The organism is Caulobacter sp. 05T431 (genome assembly GCF_056665975.1).
The window spans coordinates 1-17,026 of sequence record NZ_JBFTKU010000022.1 but is presented as its reverse complement, the minus strand read 5'-3'; the positions used below and the strand labels follow the sequence as shown (position 1 = coordinate 17,026).

General features: G+C 69.4%; 13 protein-coding genes, 1 tRNA gene and 1 pseudogene. 6 read left to right on the top strand and 9 right to left on the bottom strand.

What is annotated here, in order from left to right; translation table 11 throughout:
• Window positions 1-50: 50 nt before the first annotated feature.
• On the bottom strand, window positions 51-998 hold the full coding sequence (locus tag AC1U89_RS18910) for an acetamidase/formamidase family protein (protein ID WP_479901198.1): 948 nt from the start codon (window positions 996-998) through the stop codon (window positions 51-53).
• A 227-nt stretch (window positions 999-1,225) separates the two neighbouring features.
• On the opposite strand from AC1U89_RS18910, the gene AC1U89_RS18905 reads away from it, so the two are divergent.
• The 5 genes from AC1U89_RS18905 to AC1U89_RS18885 all read left to right on the top strand — a co-directional run bounded on the left by AC1U89_RS18905 (window position 1,226) and on the right by AC1U89_RS18885 (window position 6,752).
• On the top strand, window positions 1,226-1,438 hold the full coding sequence (locus AC1U89_RS18905) for an AtzG-like protein (protein ID WP_479901197.1): 213 nt from the start codon (window positions 1,226-1,228) through the stop codon (window positions 1,436-1,438).
• Window positions 1,435-2,859 carry an AtzE family amidohydrolase gene (locus tag AC1U89_RS18900; RefSeq protein WP_479901196.1) on the top strand — a complete coding sequence of 475 codons (1,425 nt, stop codon included), beginning with the start codon at window positions 1,435-1,437 and terminating at the stop codon, window positions 2,857-2,859. The genes AC1U89_RS18905 and AC1U89_RS18900 overlap by 4 nt, the downstream gene beginning before the upstream one ends.
• Window positions 2,856-3,257, top strand: a complete 402-nt coding sequence (gene hpxZ / locus AC1U89_RS18895) for an oxalurate catabolism protein HpxZ (RefSeq protein ID WP_479901195.1) — start codon at window positions 2,856-2,858, stop codon at window positions 3,255-3,257. The genes AC1U89_RS18900 and hpxZ overlap by 4 nt, the downstream gene beginning before the upstream one ends.
• Before the next feature lie 215 nt (window positions 3,258-3,472).
• Window positions 3,473-5,653 (top strand): TonB-dependent receptor, encoded by a 2,181-nt coding sequence (locus AC1U89_RS18890; protein ID WP_479901194.1) that lies wholly within the window; start codon window positions 3,473-3,475, stop codon window positions 5,651-5,653.
• A gap of 139 nt (window positions 5,654-5,792) precedes the next feature.
• On the top strand, window positions 5,793-6,752 hold the full coding sequence (locus AC1U89_RS18885) for a nucleoside hydrolase (protein ID WP_479901193.1): 960 nt from the start codon (window positions 5,793-5,795) through the stop codon (window positions 6,750-6,752).
• Window positions 6,753-6,894: 142 nt separating this feature from the next.
• Here AC1U89_RS18885 and guaD read toward each other — a convergent pair whose 3' ends face one another.
• Genes guaD through uraH form a run of 5 tightly spaced genes read right to left on the bottom strand, consistent with a single transcriptional unit; the run spans window position 6,895 to window position 13,289 of the window.
• Window positions 6,895-8,181 carry a guanine deaminase gene (gene guaD, locus AC1U89_RS18880; protein WP_479901192.1) on the bottom strand — a complete coding sequence of 429 codons (1,287 nt, stop codon included), beginning with the start codon at window positions 8,179-8,181 and terminating at the stop codon, window positions 6,895-6,897.
• Window positions 8,168-9,175 (bottom strand): xanthine dehydrogenase accessory protein XdhC, encoded by a 1,008-nt coding sequence (gene xdhC, locus AC1U89_RS18875; protein WP_479901191.1) that lies wholly within the window; start codon window positions 9,173-9,175, stop codon window positions 8,168-8,170. Before xdhC ends, guaD begins: the two co-directional genes overlap by 14 nt.
• Window positions 9,172-11,508 carry a xanthine dehydrogenase molybdopterin binding subunit gene (gene xdhB / locus AC1U89_RS18870; RefSeq protein WP_479901190.1) on the bottom strand — a complete coding sequence of 779 codons (2,337 nt, stop codon included), beginning with the start codon at window positions 11,506-11,508 and terminating at the stop codon, window positions 9,172-9,174. Before xdhB ends, xdhC begins: the two co-directional genes overlap by 4 nt.
• Window positions 11,501-12,940: a xanthine dehydrogenase small subunit gene (gene xdhA, locus AC1U89_RS18865; RefSeq protein WP_479901189.1), complete on the bottom strand. Its 1,440-nt coding sequence runs from the start codon at window positions 12,938-12,940 to the stop codon at window positions 11,501-11,503. Before xdhA ends, xdhB begins: the two co-directional genes overlap by 8 nt.
• A 1-nt stretch (window position 12,941) precedes the next feature.
• On the bottom strand, window positions 12,942-13,289 hold the full coding sequence (uraH, locus tag AC1U89_RS18860; RefSeq protein ID WP_479901188.1) for a hydroxyisourate hydrolase: 348 nt from the start codon (window positions 13,287-13,289) through the stop codon (window positions 12,942-12,944).
• Between the two features lie 366 nt (window positions 13,290-13,655).
• Between uraH and AC1U89_RS18855 the strand changes: the two genes are divergently transcribed.
• Window positions 13,656-15,968 carry an NADP-dependent malic enzyme gene (locus AC1U89_RS18855; RefSeq protein WP_479901187.1) on the top strand — a complete coding sequence of 771 codons (2,313 nt, stop codon included), beginning with the start codon at window positions 13,656-13,658 and terminating at the stop codon, window positions 15,966-15,968.
• Window positions 15,969-16,115: 147 nt separating this feature from the next.
• On the opposite strand, the gene AC1U89_RS18850 is transcribed toward AC1U89_RS18855, so the two are convergent.
• The 3 genes and pseudogenes from AC1U89_RS18850 to AC1U89_RS18840 form a co-directional block, all read right to left on the bottom strand.
• Window positions 16,116-16,313, bottom strand: coding sequence for a cold-shock protein (locus tag AC1U89_RS18850; RefSeq protein ID WP_026171987.1), 198 nt, complete (start codon window positions 16,311-16,313; stop codon window positions 16,116-16,118).
• Between the two features lie 132 nt (window positions 16,314-16,445).
• Window positions 16,446-16,649: pseudogene (locus AC1U89_RS18845) on the bottom strand (cold-shock protein); the annotation flags it as partial.
• A gap of 233 nt (window positions 16,650-16,882) precedes the next feature.
• Window positions 16,883-16,959: transfer RNA gene (locus AC1U89_RS18840), tRNA-Met, on the bottom strand.
• Window positions 16,960-17,026 lie beyond the last annotated feature (67 nt).

The following is a 17,026-nucleotide window of genomic DNA, read 5'->3' as shown; positions in this document are numbered from 1 at the left end:
CTCCCCTCCCCGTCGGCTTCGCCGACACTCCTCCCACAGGGAGGGGGTCCCTAGAACAACACCCCCTTCTCCAGCATCCCGTGCACGCCCTTCTCGCCGTTGACCGTCTGGGTCACGCGGAAGTCCACGGCCAGCGAACAGAACTGATAGGCCTGCACCCGCGTCAGCGACGACCGCGACACGATCAGATCGATCATCCCCCGCAACGCCTGCTTCATCGCCAGGTCCAGGTCCTCGTTGAAGCCCAGCGTCAGGTAGTGGGTCGGGCTCTCCGCCGACGGCCAGGTCCGCACCCCGACGTCGGCGGCCTTGTGCAGCACGAAGGTGAAGGTCCCGGTCAGACCCATCTCCAGGGCGTTGACGCAGACCTCGCCGTCGCCCTGGCGGCCGTGGCCGTCGCCGGCGCTGAAGTTCGCGCCCGGGACCCACACCGGCAGGAACAGGGTCGAGCCCGCGATCAGTTCCTTACAGTCCATGTTGCCGCCGTGCTCGCGCGGCTCGCGGCTGGACAGGCGCCCATAGCGCGGCGGCGGGGCCACGCCCGTGGTGCCGAAGAACGGCCGCAGCGGCAGGGTCGGGCCCCAGGCTGGCTTGCAGGTCCCCGCGCCCGCGTCGACCGTGATATGGCTGACATAGCGCTCCGGGAACTCGTCCGGCAGGGTGCCGGCCAGCGGACGGACCGCGCAGTAACCCCAGCTGTTGTTGGGCTCGATCGCCTCGATCCGCACCTCCAGGGTGTCGCCCGGCTCGGCGCCCGCGATCGCCACCGGACCGGTCAGGATGTGGGGGCCGATGCGCTCCAGCCGTTCGTCGTGGATCGCCTGCAGGGCGGGCGGGATCGCCAGGCCCGAGTCCGGCGCCGGCATCACCTCGGGCCCGCCCGACACGCAATCGATCACCACGGTGTCGCCCGGCGCGGCGGTCAGCACCGGATCGAAGGCCGCGTCGAAGATGCCGAACCGCACGGTGTCCGGGGTCGAGGCCAGGTGATGCCGCATGAAGTAAGCTCTCTATTACCTAGCTTCAGTTGGCGCGCCTCGCCGTCGCCGCCCTAGCCTGGAGCGCCGCTCGGACGCGCGAAGAGCGTGGGCGCCCATCCGGCAGGCAGGGCGAAGGCCGGCATGACGCACGGACGAGCGCCGACGGGCTCCAAGGCGCTATGATGCTGGCCGTGGCCGGATATCCCGGTTATGAAGATTTTTCTTACTTGTGGAGCTCGCCCCGCATGGCGACCGATCCGGTGCTCGCTGCGTTCCTGGCCCTCGACGACGACTCGGTCGCCGCCTATGCGGAGGCCCGGGCGGCGGCGCTCGGCCTGGTCCTGCCAGCCGAGACCCGCGCCGGGACGTTCGAGAACCTGGCCCTGCTGCGCCGCCAGGCCGCCACCTTCGCCACGGACCTGGACGTCGCCGCGCCGATCGAGGCGTTCGAGCCATGAGCCTCCCGGGTTCCGCCCTGGACTTCCGGTCGGCCCAGGCCGTCGCGGCCGACGTCCGCGAAGGCCGGACCACCGCGCGCGAGGAGACCGAGGCCGCCCTGGCCCGCGCGCGCACCGACCCGTTCAACGCCTACACCGCCCTCGTCGCCCAGCGCGCCCTGGCCCAGGCCGAGACGATCGACGCCGACCTCGCCGCCGACCGGCCGGTGGGTCCGCTCGCCGGCGTCCCGTTCGCGGTGAAGAACCTGTTCGACATTCAGGGCGTGACCACGATCGCCGGCTCGAAGATCCGCCGCGACGCGCCCGCCGCCGCCCACGACGCCACCGCCGTCCAGCGCCTGACCGCCGCCGGGGCGGTTCTGGTCGGGGCGCTGAACATGGACGAGTTCGCCTATGGCTTCGTCACCGAGAACGCCCACGACGGCCCCACCCGCAATCCGCACGGCCTGAACCGCATCGCCGGCGGCTCATCCGGCGGCTCGGCGGCGGCGGTCGCCGGGGGACTGGTCCCGCTGACCCTGGGCTCAGACACCAACGGCTCGATCCGGGTCCCCGCCAGCCTGTGCGGGGTGTTCGGCCTGAAGCCCACCCTGGGCCGCCTGTCGCGCCAGGGCGCCTTCCCCTTTGTCGAGAGCCTGGACCATGTGGGGCCGTTCGCCCGCTCGGTCGCCGACCTGGCCCTCGCCTACGACCTGATGCAGGGCCCCGATCCACTGGATCCGCTCTGCCGTCGGCCCGCCGAACCGGCCGCCCCTCGCCTGCAAGCCATCGCCGACGGACCGCTCCGCGTCGGCGTGCTGGGCGGCTGGTTCGCGCAGGGCGCCTTTCCCGAGGTGCTGGAGGCGCTGGAGATCGTCGCCGACGCCCTGCAGGCCCGCCGCGGCGTCGAACTGCCCGGCGCCGAGCAGGCCCGCGCCGCCGCCTTCTGCCTCACGCCGGTCGAGGCCGCCCACCTGCACCTGCCCGACCTGAAGGCCCGGCCGCTGGACTACGACCCCGCCGTCCGCGACCGCCTGCTGGCCGGCGCCCTGGCGCCCGAAGCGGTCGCCGAGGCCGCCCGTCGCTATCGCCCGCTGTTCCGCGACGCCGCGCGCCGGGTGTTCGAGGACTTCGACGTGCTGCTGGCGCCCGCCTCGGTCTGCCCCGCCCCGGGCATCGGCCAGGCGACCATGGAGATGGACGGCAGGCAGGTCTCGGTGCGCCGGAACCTGGGCGCCTACACCCAGCCGATCAGCTATATCGGCCTGCCGGTGGTCGCCGCGCCGGTCAACCGCCCGGGCAAGCCGCCGATCGGCGTGCAGATCATCGCCCCGGCCTGGCGCGAGGAGGTGGCCCTGGCCGCCGCCCTGCGGCTGGAGCGGGCCGGCGTCGTGGCCGCCCACCGTCCGCCGCCCGTCTCGCCCGGCGAGGTGCGCGCATGACCGTCAACAAGCCCGACGTCGTCGCCGAGGTGACCGCGCAGGTCGACGCCTACGAGGCCGCGTTGATGGCCAACGACGTCGAGGCGCTGGATGGATTCTTCCGCGACGCGCCCGAGACGGTCCGCTACGGCGTGGCCGAGAACCTCTACGGCTTCGAGGCGATCGCGGCGTTTCGAATCGGCCGTTCGGGCGGCTCGCCCCAGAGGTCGCGCCTAAGGACTGAAATCACCACGTTTGGGCGAGACTTCGCAATCGCCAACGTCGAGTTCGTGCGCGAAGGGGCAAAACGCACCGGCCGACAAAGCCAAGCTTGGGTGCGGACCGAAAAGGGCTGGAAAATCGTCTCCGCCCACGTGTCGCTTCTTCATGAGGGCATCGATCAACGCCTTGCCCCGTAAGCGATAGATCGTCCGCACCATGAAGATAAGTAATAAATCCCTGACTTATGATCTGCTTTTAGGCAGTCCTGTCCCTGCGTGGTCAAATAGTAACATTCAGGGCAAAAACTTCACCAAACGGCGGTCGATACGTCATCAATCCTTTGGATTCGGCTCGTTCATTGTGCATTGCACCCTCAAGCGTCGGGCCGCCGACGCATGAAGGGGATACTTCAATGACCACCGCCACCAAGCTGCGCAGCCGCCTCCACCGCGGCGCCGCCCTCACCGCCCTGACCCTCGCCGTGGCCGCCGCCGCGCCGGCCTTCGCCCAGGACGCCGCCGCCGTCACGCTGGACGACGTGATCGTCACCGCCCAGAAGCGCGCCGAAAACATCCAGGAAGTTCCGGTCTCGGTCGCCACCATGGGCGGCGAGAAGCTGGAAGCCCTGTTCGCCGGCGGCGAGGACGTCCTGGCCCTGTCGAGCCGCGTGCCCGGCCTGTTCGTCGAAAGCTCCAACGGCCGCGCCGCCCCGCGCTTCTACATCCGCGGCCTGGGCAACACCGACTTCGACCTGGCCGCCTCGCAGCCGGTCTCGGTGATCATGGACGACGTGGTCATGGAAAACGTCGTGCTGAAGAGCACGCCGATCTTCGACGTTGACCAGGTTGAAGTGCTGCGCGGCCCGCAAGGCACGCTGTTCGGCCGCAACACCACCGCCGGCATCGTCAAGTTCGACAGCGTCAAGCCGAGCCAGACCTACAAGGCCAACGCCGCCCTGACCTACGGCTCGTACAACTCGTGGACCGCCGAAGGCGGCGTCGGCGGCCCGCTGGTCGAAGGCAAGCTGGCCGGCCGTCTGTCGGTCCTGGGCCAACACCGCGCCGACTACATCGACAACACCTTCACCCACGTGAAGGACGCCATGGGCGGCTATGACGAGTTCGCCATCCGCGGCCAACTGCTGTGGACCCCGACCGAGGACCTGAGCGTCCTGCTCAACGCCCACAACCGCAGCCTGGACGGCACGGCCGCGATCTTCCGCGCCAACATCCTCACCAAGGGCAGCAACCAGATCAACGGCAACTTCGACCGGGATTCCGTCTTCTACAACGGCGGCGGCAGCAACCCGCAGAAGTACGACGGCAACGGCGAGAGCGTGAAGATCGACTACGACTTCGGCCCCGTGACCCTGACCTCGATCAGCGCCTACGAGACCACCAACGGCTACAGCCGCGGCGACATCGACGGCGGCGTGGCCGGCACGGGTCCGGGCTTCATCCCGTTCGACTCCGACACCAAGGACGGCATCGACGACCTGGACCAGTACACCCAGGAACTGCGCTTCGCCTCGGACACCGACGGCCCGCTCACCTGGCAGGTCGGCGGCTATTACTTCAAGTCCGACATGCTGCTGACCACGGACGCCGGCTTCGCCAAGGCGACCCTGAACCACAAGAACACCGCCTGGGCCGGCTTCGGCCAGGTCACCTACCAGATCACCCCGGCCCTGAAGATCGCCGGCGGCGCCCGCTACACCGACGACAAGAAGACCATGACCATCGTCGGCTCGACCGCGCCGAAGGTCGAGGTGTCGGACAGCAAGGTCTCGTGGGACCTGTCGGCCTTCTACGACGTCAGCGACGACTTCAGCCTGTACGCCCGCGCCGCCCACGGCTTCCGCGGTCCGACCATCCAGGGCCGCGACGTGGTCTTCGGCGCCAACCCGTCGGTGGCCCAGTCGGAAACCATCCAGTCGTATGAAGTCGGCTTCAAGAGCGAGCTGCTGGACCGTCGCATCCGCTTCAACGGCGCGGCCTTCACCTATGAGGAAAAGGACCCGCAGTTCAGCGCCATCGGCGGCGCCGGCAACAACACCCTGCTGATCAACGCCGACAAGGGCGAAGCCTACGGCGTCGAGTTCGACGGCGAGTTCAAGGTCACCGAAAACCTGCTGCTGACGGCCGGCTACAGCTACAACCACACCAAGATCAAGGACAAGGATCTGGCGGTGGCGGTCTGCGCCCAGTGCACGGTCACCGACCCGCTGAACGGCGCCGGCCAGGCCCTGGTCGACGGCAACCCGTTCCCGAACGCGCCGAAGTACGTCCTGAACTTCACCGCCCGCTACAGCTATCCGATCGGCGACGGCGAGCTGTTCGCCTACACCGACTGGTTCAAGCAGGGCTACACCAACATCTTCCTCTACCAGTCCAAGGAGTTCTACTCGAAGGGCGACTTCGAGGGCGGCCTGAAGCTCGGCTACGCCAAGCAGGACGGCGCCTACGAGATCGCCGCGTTCGCCCGCAACATCACCAACGAGGTGAACCTGCGCGGTGCGATCGACTTCAACAACCTGACCGGTTTCGTCAACGAGCCTCGGATCGTCGGCATCTCGATCAGCGCCCGGCGCTAGTCCCGACGTCCCGCCCGGCCCCGGCCGGGCGGTCCCGAAGGATCGCCATCGTTCCCGCCATGCTCCCGGTTCGCGCCGGGAGCATGGTTCGTTTCGGAGGGGTCTCCCCCTTCATCACACGATGAGATAAGTCCTTCGGATGACGACCCAGAAGATCATTTTCGACACCGACCCCGGCATCGACGACGCCATGGCGCTGCTCTTCATCGAGGCCAGCCCCGCGCTCGACCTGGTGGCCGTGACCACCGTGTTCGGCAACGCCGACATCGACACCACCACCCGCAACGCCCTCTACCTGAAGCACCGCTTCGGCCTGACGGCCCCGGTCTTCAAGGGCACCGACAAGCCGCTGACCCGGCCGCGCAATCCTTCCCCCACCTTCGTGCACGGCGAGAACGGCCTGGGCGATGTCGAGCTGACCGGCCTGGTCGCCGCCGAGCCCGAGGCCAAGCCGGCTTATCAGGCGATCATCGACCTGGCCCGCGCCAATCCCGGCGAGATCACCCTGGTCGCGGTGGGACCGCTGACCAACCTGGCCCTGGCCCTGCGGGCCGATCCCGAGGTCGCCACGCTGCTGAAGGGCGTGGTGATCATGGGCGGCGCGTTCGGCGTGGCCGGCAAGCCGGGCAACGTCACGCCCGTGGCCGAGGCCAATATCTGGAACGATCCGGAAGCCGCCGACCTGGTGTTCACCGCACCCTGGCACGTCACCGCCGTCAGCCTGGACGTCACCACCCAGGTGGTGATGAGCCCGGCCTATATGGACGCCCTGGAAATCGCCGCCGGCCCGGCGGGTGAATTCCTCAACGCCATCTCCAAGCCCTACGCCGCCTTCTACGGCGGCCGCGACGGCATCGTCGGCTGCTGCGTGCATGACGCCGCCGCCGTGGCGTTCGTGATCGATCCCTCGCTGTTCGAAGTGCGGCCCGGCTCGATCCGCGTGATCACCGACGGCATCGCCCTGGGCCAGACCTGCCAGAAGGTCGAGGGCGAGCTGTTCGGGCCCAGCGCCTGGGATGATCAGCCGATCCAGGCGATCACCGTGGGGGTCAAGGCCGAGGGGCTGTTGAAGCTGTATCGCGAGACCATGAGCGCCTAGACGGCTAACACTTGCCCCCTACGGGTCGCTTCGCGACCGTCTTCCCCCAGAGGGGGAAGAGGAGCGCCGCGCGCGAGTCCTCCGCCCCCTAAGGGGGCGGACAGACCGCGTAGCGGTCAGGTGGGGGCAAGTGGGTGAGCCACTAGCGCCGATACCGCTCCACCCCGGCCACATACGTCCGCTCCACCACCCGATCGTCCCCGAGCACAGTCAGCGCGAACAGCCGATCCTCCAGGCTCTTCGCCGCCGGCAACCGCCGCGCCAGCAGTGGCGTGGCCGCCAGGTCCAGCACCAGGAAGTCGGCGATCTTGCCGCGTTCCAGGCTGCCGATCTCGTCCTCCAGCCCCAGGGCCCGCGCCCCGCCCAGGGTGGCCAGGTACAGGGCGTGGAACGGGTCCAGGGCCTCGCCGCGCAGCTGGCCCACCTTGTAGGCCTCGCCCAGGGTGTGGAGGATCGAGAAGGTCGTCCCCGCCCCCACGTCCGTGCCGATCCCGACCTTCACCCCGTGGGCGCAGGCCGTCTGCAGCGGGAACAGGCCCGAGCCCAGGAACAGGTTCGAGGTCGGACAGAAGGCGACGGCCGAGCCGGCGTCCGCCAGCCGGTCGAAGGCCTCGGCGCCCAGGTGGACGCAGTGGGCGAACACCGAACGCTTCCCGACCAGGCCGAAGCGGTCGTAGACGTCGAGATAGTCCTTGGCCTCCGGGAACAGACGCGCGGTGTCGGCGATCTCGCGCAGGTTCTCCGACAGGTGGGTCTGCATCCACAGGCCCGGATGCTCGGCCAGCACCTCGCCGGCCATGGTCAGCTGTTCGTCGCTGCAGCTGATCGCGAAGCGCGGGGTGACCGCGTAGCCCAGGCGCCCCTTGCCGTGCCAGTCGGCGATCAGGCTCTGCATGTCGGCCCGGCTGCTCTCGACCGTGTCGGTCAGGCCGGGCGGGGCGTTGCGGTCCATCAGCGACTTGCCGGCGATCAGCCGCATGTCGCGCTTCAGGGCGGCGGCGAACAGCGCCTCGACCGAGACCCTGTGCACCGAGCCGAACACCAGGGCGCTGGTGGTGCCGTTGCGCAGCAGCTCCTCGACGAAGAACTCGGCGGTCTCCTCGGCGTGGCCGCGATCTGCGAAGGCGGCTTCGGCCGGGAAGGTGTGGCGCTCCAGCCAGTCCAGCAACTGCTCGCCATGGGCGGCGATGATGTCGACCTGGGGGAAGTGGATGTGGGTGTCGACGAAGCCGGGGACGATCAGCTTGCCGCGCAGGTCCTCCACCGGCGTATCGCCCAGTTCGTCGGCCAGCTTGGCGTAGTCGCCGCAAGCCACCACGCGGCCGTCCTCGACCAGCAACAGGCCGTCCTCGTGGAAGGCGTGCGCCTCGCCATCGGTGATGCTCGGGTCGTCCTCCAGGTGGAGGATCGACGCCCTATAGGCTTGCAAGCTGGAGATCCTTCGTAGCAGCGCGGGCGGCCTCGAGCCGCATCAACAGATCGGCGACCACCGAGACGGCGATCACTTCAGGGGCCTTGTTCTTCAGGTGCGGCAGGCCGATCGGGCAGGTCATGCGGGCCACGGCCCCGTCGCCGAAGCCGTCCTTGCGCAGCCGGCTCAGGAACCGGGCCTTCTTGGTGTCCGACCCGATCAGGCCCAGATAGCCGAACGCCCCGCCGGCCAGGGCCGACGAGGTCAGGGCGTAGTCCAGGTTATGGTCGTGGGTCATGATCAGGATGTAGGCGTCCGGCCCCGCGCCCATGGCGGCGGCGGCCAGCTCGGCGGGCGTGCCCACGGTCACGCCGGGGATCGGGGCCGTCTCGGGCCGGGTGTCGTACCACGCCAGGCGGAACGGCAGCGGTTCCAGAGCTCGGGCAACGGCCTGGCCCACATGGCCGGCCCCGAACAGCAGCACCGGCGGGCGCGGCAGGTCCTGCGGCTCGACCAGCACGTCGCCCAGCGTCGGCCTCGCGCCGCGCGCCGTGGCCGGTTCGCCCGCCAGGGTGATGGCCGCGCCGTCGGGGCTGGAGGCCGCGACCGGGGCGATGGTCTTGAGCAGGGCGCCGGGGTTGAAGCGGGTGCGCACCTCGAACGGCTGGGACGCGTCCAGCCGGCGCGCGGCGTCAGTCAGCCAGTCGACGGCGGTCTTGTCCAGCCGCTCGATCAGCAGCCGCACCCGACCGCCGCAGCACTGGGCCAGCAGCGGGCCCAGCGGATAGTCCTGAAGGGCGAAATGGACCTGGGTCAGCAGCATCCGCCGGGCCTGGTCGGCGACCTGGTGCTCCAGATTGCCGCCGCCGATCGTTCCGGCCTGGCCGCCGGCCCACACCACCATCTTGGTCCCGGCGTCGCGCGGGGCCGAACCCTCGGTGGCCAGGATGGTGACCAGGGCGACGGTCTCGTCGAGGGCCAGCTGGGCCAGGGCGGAACGGGCCCAGTTCACGACCCAGCCCTCTGCTTGACGTCTTCCACCGCCATCAGGATCCGTTCCGGCGTGGCCGGGGCGTCGAGGTTCGGGAACACCTTGTGGTCGGCGACGCTGGCCACCGCGCGGTTCACCGCCGACAGCACCGACATGGCCAGCATCAGCGGCGGTTCGCCCACGGCCTTGGAGCGATGCACCGTCTCCTCGACGTTCCGGCCCGGCTCCCACAGGGCGATGTTCATCACCGCCGGACGGTCGCCACAGGTGGGGATCTTGTAGGTCGAGGGCGCGTGGGTCAGCAGGCGGCCGTCGTCCGAGAACACCAGCTCCTCCGTGGTCAGCCAGCCCATGCCCTGGACGAAGCCGCCCTCGATCTGCCCCAGGTCGATGGCCGGATTGATCGAGCGGCCAGCGTCGTGCAGGACATCCACCCGCGTGACCTTCATCTCGCCGGTCAGGGTGTCGATCAGCACCTCGCTGCAAGCCGCGCCATAGGCGAAGTAGTAGAACGGCCGGCCGGTGTGGGTCTTGCGGTCGTAGTGGATCTTGGGCGTGGCGTAGAAGCCGGTCGACGACAGCGACACCCGGGCCATGTGGGCCTGGCGGCACAGGACTTCGAAGGGCACCAACTCCGCTCCGGCCCGCAGGCCTTCGGGCGTGAACTCGACGTCGCTCTGCGCGCAGCCCCACTTCCTCGCCGCGAACTCGACCAGCCTCGCCTTGATCGTGTTCGCCGCGTTCAGGGCCGCCATGCCGTTGAGGTCCGTGCCCGACGAGGCGGCCGTGGCCGAGGTGTTGGGCACCTTGTCGGTGACGGTCGCGCTGACCTTCACGCGGTCGACGCCCACCTTGAAGGCCTCGGCGACGATCTGGGCCACCTTGACGAACAGCCCCTGCCCCATCTCGGTCCCGCCGTGGTTCAGCAGGATCGAGCCGTCGGCATAGAGGTGCAGCAGCGCTCCGGCCTGGTTCAGGTGGGTAGTGGTGAACGAGATGCCGAACTTCACCGGCGTCAGGGCCAGGCCCTTCTTCAGCACCGGGCTCCTGGCGTTGTAGGCGTCGATCTCGCTCTGGCGGGCGTCGTAGTCGCAGGACACGGCCAACTCGGCCAGCAGCTGCGGCGCGACATTGTCCTCGACCGTCTGGTGGTAGGGCGTCAGGTTCCGCCCCTCGCCGCCATAGAGGTTGCGCTGGCGCACCTCCAGCGGATCCAGCCCCGTGGCTTGGGCGACGGCGTCCATCACGTGCTCGATGGCCGCCATGCCCTGTGGACCGCCGAAACCGCGGAAGGCGGTGTTCGACACGGTGTGAGTCTTGAACCGGTGCGAGACGATCTCGACGGCCGGCAGGAAGTAGCAGTTGTCGGCATGGAACATCGCCCGGTCGTTGATGGCCATCGACAGGTCGGTGGTCGAGCCGCAGCGCGAGGCCAGCTCCAGGGCCAGGCCCGTCAGCCGTCCCTCGTCGTCGAAGCCGACGTCGTAGGCGACCTCGAAGTCATGCCGCTTGCCGGTCATGACCATGTCCTCGTCGCGGTCTGGACGCGCCTTGGCCGGACGGCCGGTCTTGACCGCCACCAGGGCCGCGGCGGCGGCGAACAGCGAGGCCTGGGTCTCCTTGCCGCCGAACCCGCCGCCCATCCGGCGCACCTCGACCGTGACCGCGCTGCTGGGCACAGCCAGGACGTGGGCGACCAGGTGCTGGACCTCGCTGGGATGCTGGGTCGACGACCAGACGTGGACGTCGCCGCCCTCGCGCGGCGTGGCCAGAGCGACCTGGCCCTCGAGGTAGAAGTGGTCCTGGCCGCCGATGGCGAAGGCGCCCTGCAGCCGCCGGGGCGAGGCCGCCAGGGCCGCGACCGCGTCGCCGCGCGCCATGCGCTGGCTGGCCTCGATCTTCAGGTCGGCCTCGCGGGCCTGGCCGATGGTGATCGCGGCCGGCAGGTCCTCGTACTCGACCACGGCCTTGGCGGCGGCGGCGCGGGCGGCGGCGATCGAGGTGGCGGCCACGGCGAACAGGCTCTGGCCCACGCAGACCACCTCGCCGTCGGCGAACAGCCTGTCGTCGTGGATCACCGGGCTGACATCGTTCTCGCCGGGGATGTCCTGGGCCGTCAGCACCGCCACCACGCCGGGCGAGGCGCGCACGGCCGACAGGTCCATCGACACGATCCGCGCATGGGCCTTCTTGCTCATGCCCAGATGGACGTGGAGCATGCCGGGCGGCTCGGGGATGTCGTCGACATAGATCGCCGCGCCAGAGACATGGCGCCAGGCGCTGTCGTGCGGCAGCGAGGCGTGGACGCCCTGGAAGACGACCGGCTCGACCAGCTTGGCGCCGGAATCAGCCATGGGCCGCCTCCGGTACGCGGGTCTGCAGGTCCGGCCGGGCGGACTCGATGAACACCTTGCGCAGCATGTTGCCGGCGGTCATGGCCCGATAGGCGGCCGAGGCGCGGGCGTCGGTCAGGGGCGTGAAGTCGCCGGCCAGGGCCTCGACGGCGGCATGGATCGTCGTGCGGTTCCACAGCTGGCCGACCAGCGCCTCTTCGCAGGCCGTGGCCCGCTTGGGCGTGCCGGCCATGCCGCCATAGGCGATGCGGGCCTCGGCCACGACCTCGTCGACGATGCGGATGTTGAACGCGCCGCACACCGCCGAGATGTCCTGGTCGAAGCGCTTGGACAGCTTGAAGACCTTGAACAGGGCGTCAGGCGCGGGCTCGGGGACCAGCACCGCCTCGACGAACTCGCCAGGGGCGCGGTCCTGCTTGCCGTAGGCGATGAAGAAGTCCTCCAGCGGGATCGTCCGCCGCTCGTTCCAGCGTCGCAGCACCAGGCGCGCGCCCGCCGCGATCAGGGCCGGCGGCATGTCGCCGATCGGCGAGCCGTTGGCGATGTTGCCGCCGATCGTGCCGCTGTTGCGCACCTGGGTCGAACCCAGCCGGCGCATCATGGCGCCCAGGTCGGGATAGAGTTCGCTCAGCGCCTCCAGGGCGTCGACATAGCGCACGCCGGCGCCGATCCGCAGGATCCCGTCCTCGCGGGTGACGGTCTTCAGCGCATCGACCCGGCCAATGTCGATCAGGGTCTTCAGCGGCTTGCGCAGCTTGGTCACCCACAGGCCGATGTCGGTGGCGCCAGCCACGATCACGGCGTCCGGATGGGCCGCGTAGGTCGCGGCGAGTTCGTCCACGCTCAACGGCGCGAACCAGCGCCGGGTCAGGCCGGCGATCGGGTCGGCGTAATCAAGGCTCAGCGCTTCGTCGCGCCGCAGCGCCGCCAGCTGGCCGGCCACGTCGGGCGCGGCCTCGGGCTGGATCGTCTCGGCCGCCGCGATGATCGGACCATAGCCGGTGCAGCGGCACAGGTTGCCGGCCAGCACCTCGTCGACCGGCGCGTCGGCGCCCTTGGCCGCCACGGCCCGGCCGTACAGCGACATGACGATGCCCGGCGTGCAGAAGCCGCATTGCGAACCGTGATGTTCGACCATGGCCGCCTGCACCGGATGCGGCTCGTCCTTCCCAAGGCCCTCGACGCTGATCACCGCCTTGCCGTCCAGCATCGGCACGAACTGGATGCAGCTGTTGACCGCTCGCCAGCTGACAGCCTCGCCCTCCAGCTCGCCGACCAGCACGGTGCACGAGCCGCAGTCGCCCTCGGCGCAGCCTTCCTTGGTCCCGGTGCGGCGCAGGTCGCCGCGCAGGTGCTCCAGCAGGGTTCGGGTGGGATCGACGTCCTTGGCCTCGACCACCTCCCCGTTCAGCAGGAAGCGCACAGAAGCCATCTCAGCTGCCTCGATAGGTGGAATAGCCGAACGGCGAGACCAGCAGCGGCACGTGATGGTGTTGGGCGGGATCGGCCACGGCGAAGTCGATCGTCACCACGTCCAGGAACGGCGGATCGCTGACGGCCGCGCCCGTTCCCTTGAAGTAGTCGGCCACCGCGAACTCCAGCCGGTAGCCGCCGGCCGCCAGATCCGAGCCCTCGACCAGCCGCGCCCGCCCATCGGCGTCGGTGCGGGTTTCGCTCAGCAGGCTGACTGTTTCCCCACGCCGGGCGGAAACCCGCACGATCACCCCCGCCGCCGGGCGACCGATCGCCGTGTCGAGGATGTGGGTGGTCAGGCCGCTCATGCGTTCGTGCTTCCCTGCTCGGCGTCGCCGCGCGACATTCTAGACCCATGGGCCTTCCGAGCGATGCTGAAACCGCCTCGCCCGCAAGTCCAGCCCGGACGCCCGTCCGTCTCACCAAGACGGCGAACCGCCTTGCGGGACGGCGCTCGGCGCCCGCCGGATAGGCGTTATATAAGTCTTTTATTACTTAGTGAGCCAGCCGCCATCGCGCGCGGGACGCCCCGAACCGCAAAAAATGCCGTCCGCCCCTGGGTAAGGTTGGAAATACGTCGCCAACACCGGTAGCTAGGCCCTGACGGATCGCGCCGACTTCCACACCAGACGATCCGCGCCGCTTCACCTTGCGCAGTCACCGAGGACCGACCGATGGACGAGGATTTCCGTAAAGCCGCCCTGGACTATCACCGTCTGCCGCGGCCCGGAAAACTGCAGATCGAGGCCACCAAGCGCATGGCCACCCAGCGCGACCTCGGCCTGGCCTACTCCCCCGGCGTCGCCGCCCCCTGCGAGGCCATCGCCGCCGATCCCGACACCGCCCGCGACTACACCGCCCGCGGCAACCTGGTGGCCGTGATCTCCAACGGCACCGCCGTGCTGGGCCTGGGCAATATCGGCCCGCTGGCCTCCAAGCCGGTGATGGAGGGCAAGGCGGTCCTGTTCAAGAAGTTCGCCGGCATCGACGTCTTCGACCTCGAGGTCGACGCCGAGGATCCCGACCGGTTCATCGAGGTGGTCGCGGCCCTGGAGCCCACCTTCGGCGGCATCAATCTGGAGGACATCAAGGCCCCGGAATGCTTCGTCATCGAGCGCAAGCTGCGCGAGCGGATGAACATCCCGGTCTTCCACGACGACCAGCACGGCACCGCCATCGTCTGCGCCGCCGCCGTGCGCAACGCCCTGGTCGTGCAGGGCAAGACCCTCCAGGACGTCAAGCTGGTCACTTCGGGCGCCGGCGCGGCCGCCCTGGCCTGCGTGGACCTGCTGGTCTCGATGGGCCTGCCGGTCGAGAACGTGACCCTGACCGACATCAAGGGCGTGGTCCACGCCGGCCGCGAGCCGGACATGCCCGAGAACATGGCCCGCTACGCCCGCCAGACCGACGCCCGGACCCTGCCCGACGTGCTGCCTGGCGCCGACATCTTCCTGGGCCTGTCGGCCCCGCGCGTGTTCAAGGCCGAATGGCTGCCGCTGCTGGCGGAGAACCCGCTGATCCTGGCCATGGCCAATCCCGAGCCGGAGATCCTGCCCGAGATCGTCGCGGCCCAGCGCCCCGACGCCATCATGGCCACCGGCCGCAGCGACTATCCCAACCAGGTCAACAACGTCCTGTGCTTCCCGTTCATCTTCCGCGGCGCGCTGGACGTCGGCGCCTCGGAGATCAACGAGGCCATGAAGGTGGCGGCCGTCGAGGCCATCGCCGAGCTGGCTCGGGCCGAGGCCTCGGAAGTGGTGGCCAGCGCCTATGGCGGCGTCGCCCCGATGTTCGGCGCCCAGTACATCATCCCCAAGCCGTTCGACCCGCGCCTGATCCTGCAGATCGCCCCGGCCGTGGCCCGGGCGGCCATGGACAGCGGCGTGGCCACCCGGCCGATCCCCGACTTCGACGCCTATCGCGCCGAGCTGGAGCTGTTCGTCTACCGCTCCGGCCAGCTGATGCGGCCGGTGTTCGAGCGGGCCCGCAAGGCCACCAAGGCCGCGAGCGCGGCCGGGGGGATCCGCGTGGCCTACGCCGAGGGTGAGGACGAGCGCGTGCTGCGCGCCGTCCAGACCGTGCTGGACGAAGGCCTCTGCAAGCCGGTGCTGATCGGCAAGCGCGAGACGATCATCGCCAAGGCCTCGGAGATGGGCCTGCGGCTGGACTTCGACGGCCGCGTCGAGATCCTCGATCCCTCGGCCGACAAGGCGCTGTTCGCCCCGCTGGTCGAGCGCTACCAGGGCCTGGTCAGCCGTCGCGGCGTCCCGCCCCTGGCCGCCGAGCGCCGGGTGACCAACCGCCGGACCGTCTCGGCCTCGATGCTGCTGCAGGCCGGACACGTCGACGCCGCCCTGGTGGGCGGAGCCGGCGACTGGTGGCAGCACATGACCTATGTCCTGCCGATCATCCCCAAGCGCGAGAACGTCGGCCGGGTCTACGCCCTGTCGGCCCTGATCATCGACAACGGCACGCTGTTCTTCTGCGACACCCACGTGAACGTCGACCCGACCGCCGAGCAGGTGGCCGAGATGACCCTGCTGGCCGCCGAATCCGTGCGCCGCTTCGGCCTGACGCCCAAGGCGGCCCTGCTGTCGCACTCCAGCTTCGGAGCCAGCAACTCGCCGACCGCCCGCAAGATGCGCGAAGCCCTGGCCCTGGTCCGCGAGCGCGCGCCCGAACTGGAGGTCGACGGCGAGATGCACGCCGACGCCGCCCTGTCCCAGGCCCTGCGTGACCGCCTGGTGCACGACAGCGCCCTGAAGGGCTCGGCCAACCTCCTGGTCATGCCCACCCTGGACGCGGCCAACATCGCCCTGACCCTGCTCAGCGCCGCCACCGAGGGCCTGCTGGTCGGGCCGTTGCTGCTGGGCATGAGCCGGCCGCTGCACGTGCTGACGCCCAGCGTCACCGCGCGCGGCATCGCCAACATGACCGCCCTGGCGGTGAACCAGGCCGCGGCCGAACGCGAGCTGCGCGGGGCCTAGACGCGCCTCTCGCCGGCGATTCCGGACACGAAAAAGGCCCCGCAGAAACCCCTCCACCGTCTCAGCGACGGGGAAAGGCTCCAGCGGGGCCTGATCTTCAGGTCGAAAGGCCGGCCGGACGCGCCGCGTCCGGCCGAATTCCGATCCTTAGAGGATGCGCAGGTTGCCGGCCGAGGTCTTGCCCGAGCGGCGGTCCTGTTCCAGTTCGTAACCGACTTGCTGGCCTTCGTTCAGGCCGCGCAGACCGGCGCGTTCAACGGCCGAAATGTGCACGAAGATGTCGCCGCCGCCGTTGTCCGGCTGGATGAAGCCGAAGCCCTTGGTGCTGTTGAACCACTTCACCACGCCCGTGCCGGCTTCGCCCGTGCCGCCGCCGCCGTAGCCGCCGCCGCGCGGAGCATCGTAGCCGCCGCCACGCGGGGCGCCGAAATCGCGGGCCGGACGGCGCGGAGCCGACGGAGCCGCGCCTTGACCGGTCACGCGCAGATTGCCAGCCGAGGTCTTGCCCGAGCGGCGATCCTCTTCCAGCTCGTAAGCCACCTGATCACCTTCGTTCAGGCCCGACAGGCCCGAGCGTTCAACCGCGGCGATGTGGACGAACACGTCCTGGCCGCCGTCCTCGGGCTGAATGAAACCAAAGCCCTTGGCCGGGTTGAACCACTTAACGACACCGTTCGCCATCTTATCCTCAAAACCTCATTCAGCGGGCCAGTTGCCGACCCGCGTCCTTCCATCCTGCTCTCATGACGCAAATCCGAGGAACGCGCTACGGGGTTTGATTGCAGAATCTCGGGCGGATGCCGATCTGAGCGATAAATTTTCGCGTGACACGGGTCGATCGCGACCGAAACGCCACCGGAAGTGGCATTGAGGCCACACATCGGACGCGTCGAACAAGCTTGGCTTTAGGATCTTGGGTGCGGGGACAGGATTTGAACCTGTGACCTTCAGGTTATGAGCCTGACGAGCTACCGGGCTGCTCCACCCCGCGGCGAAGAGGGTAGTGATGTGATCGTGTGGTAGGGTTTGGACTTTGATGCTGAGCATCCTTTTAGCGG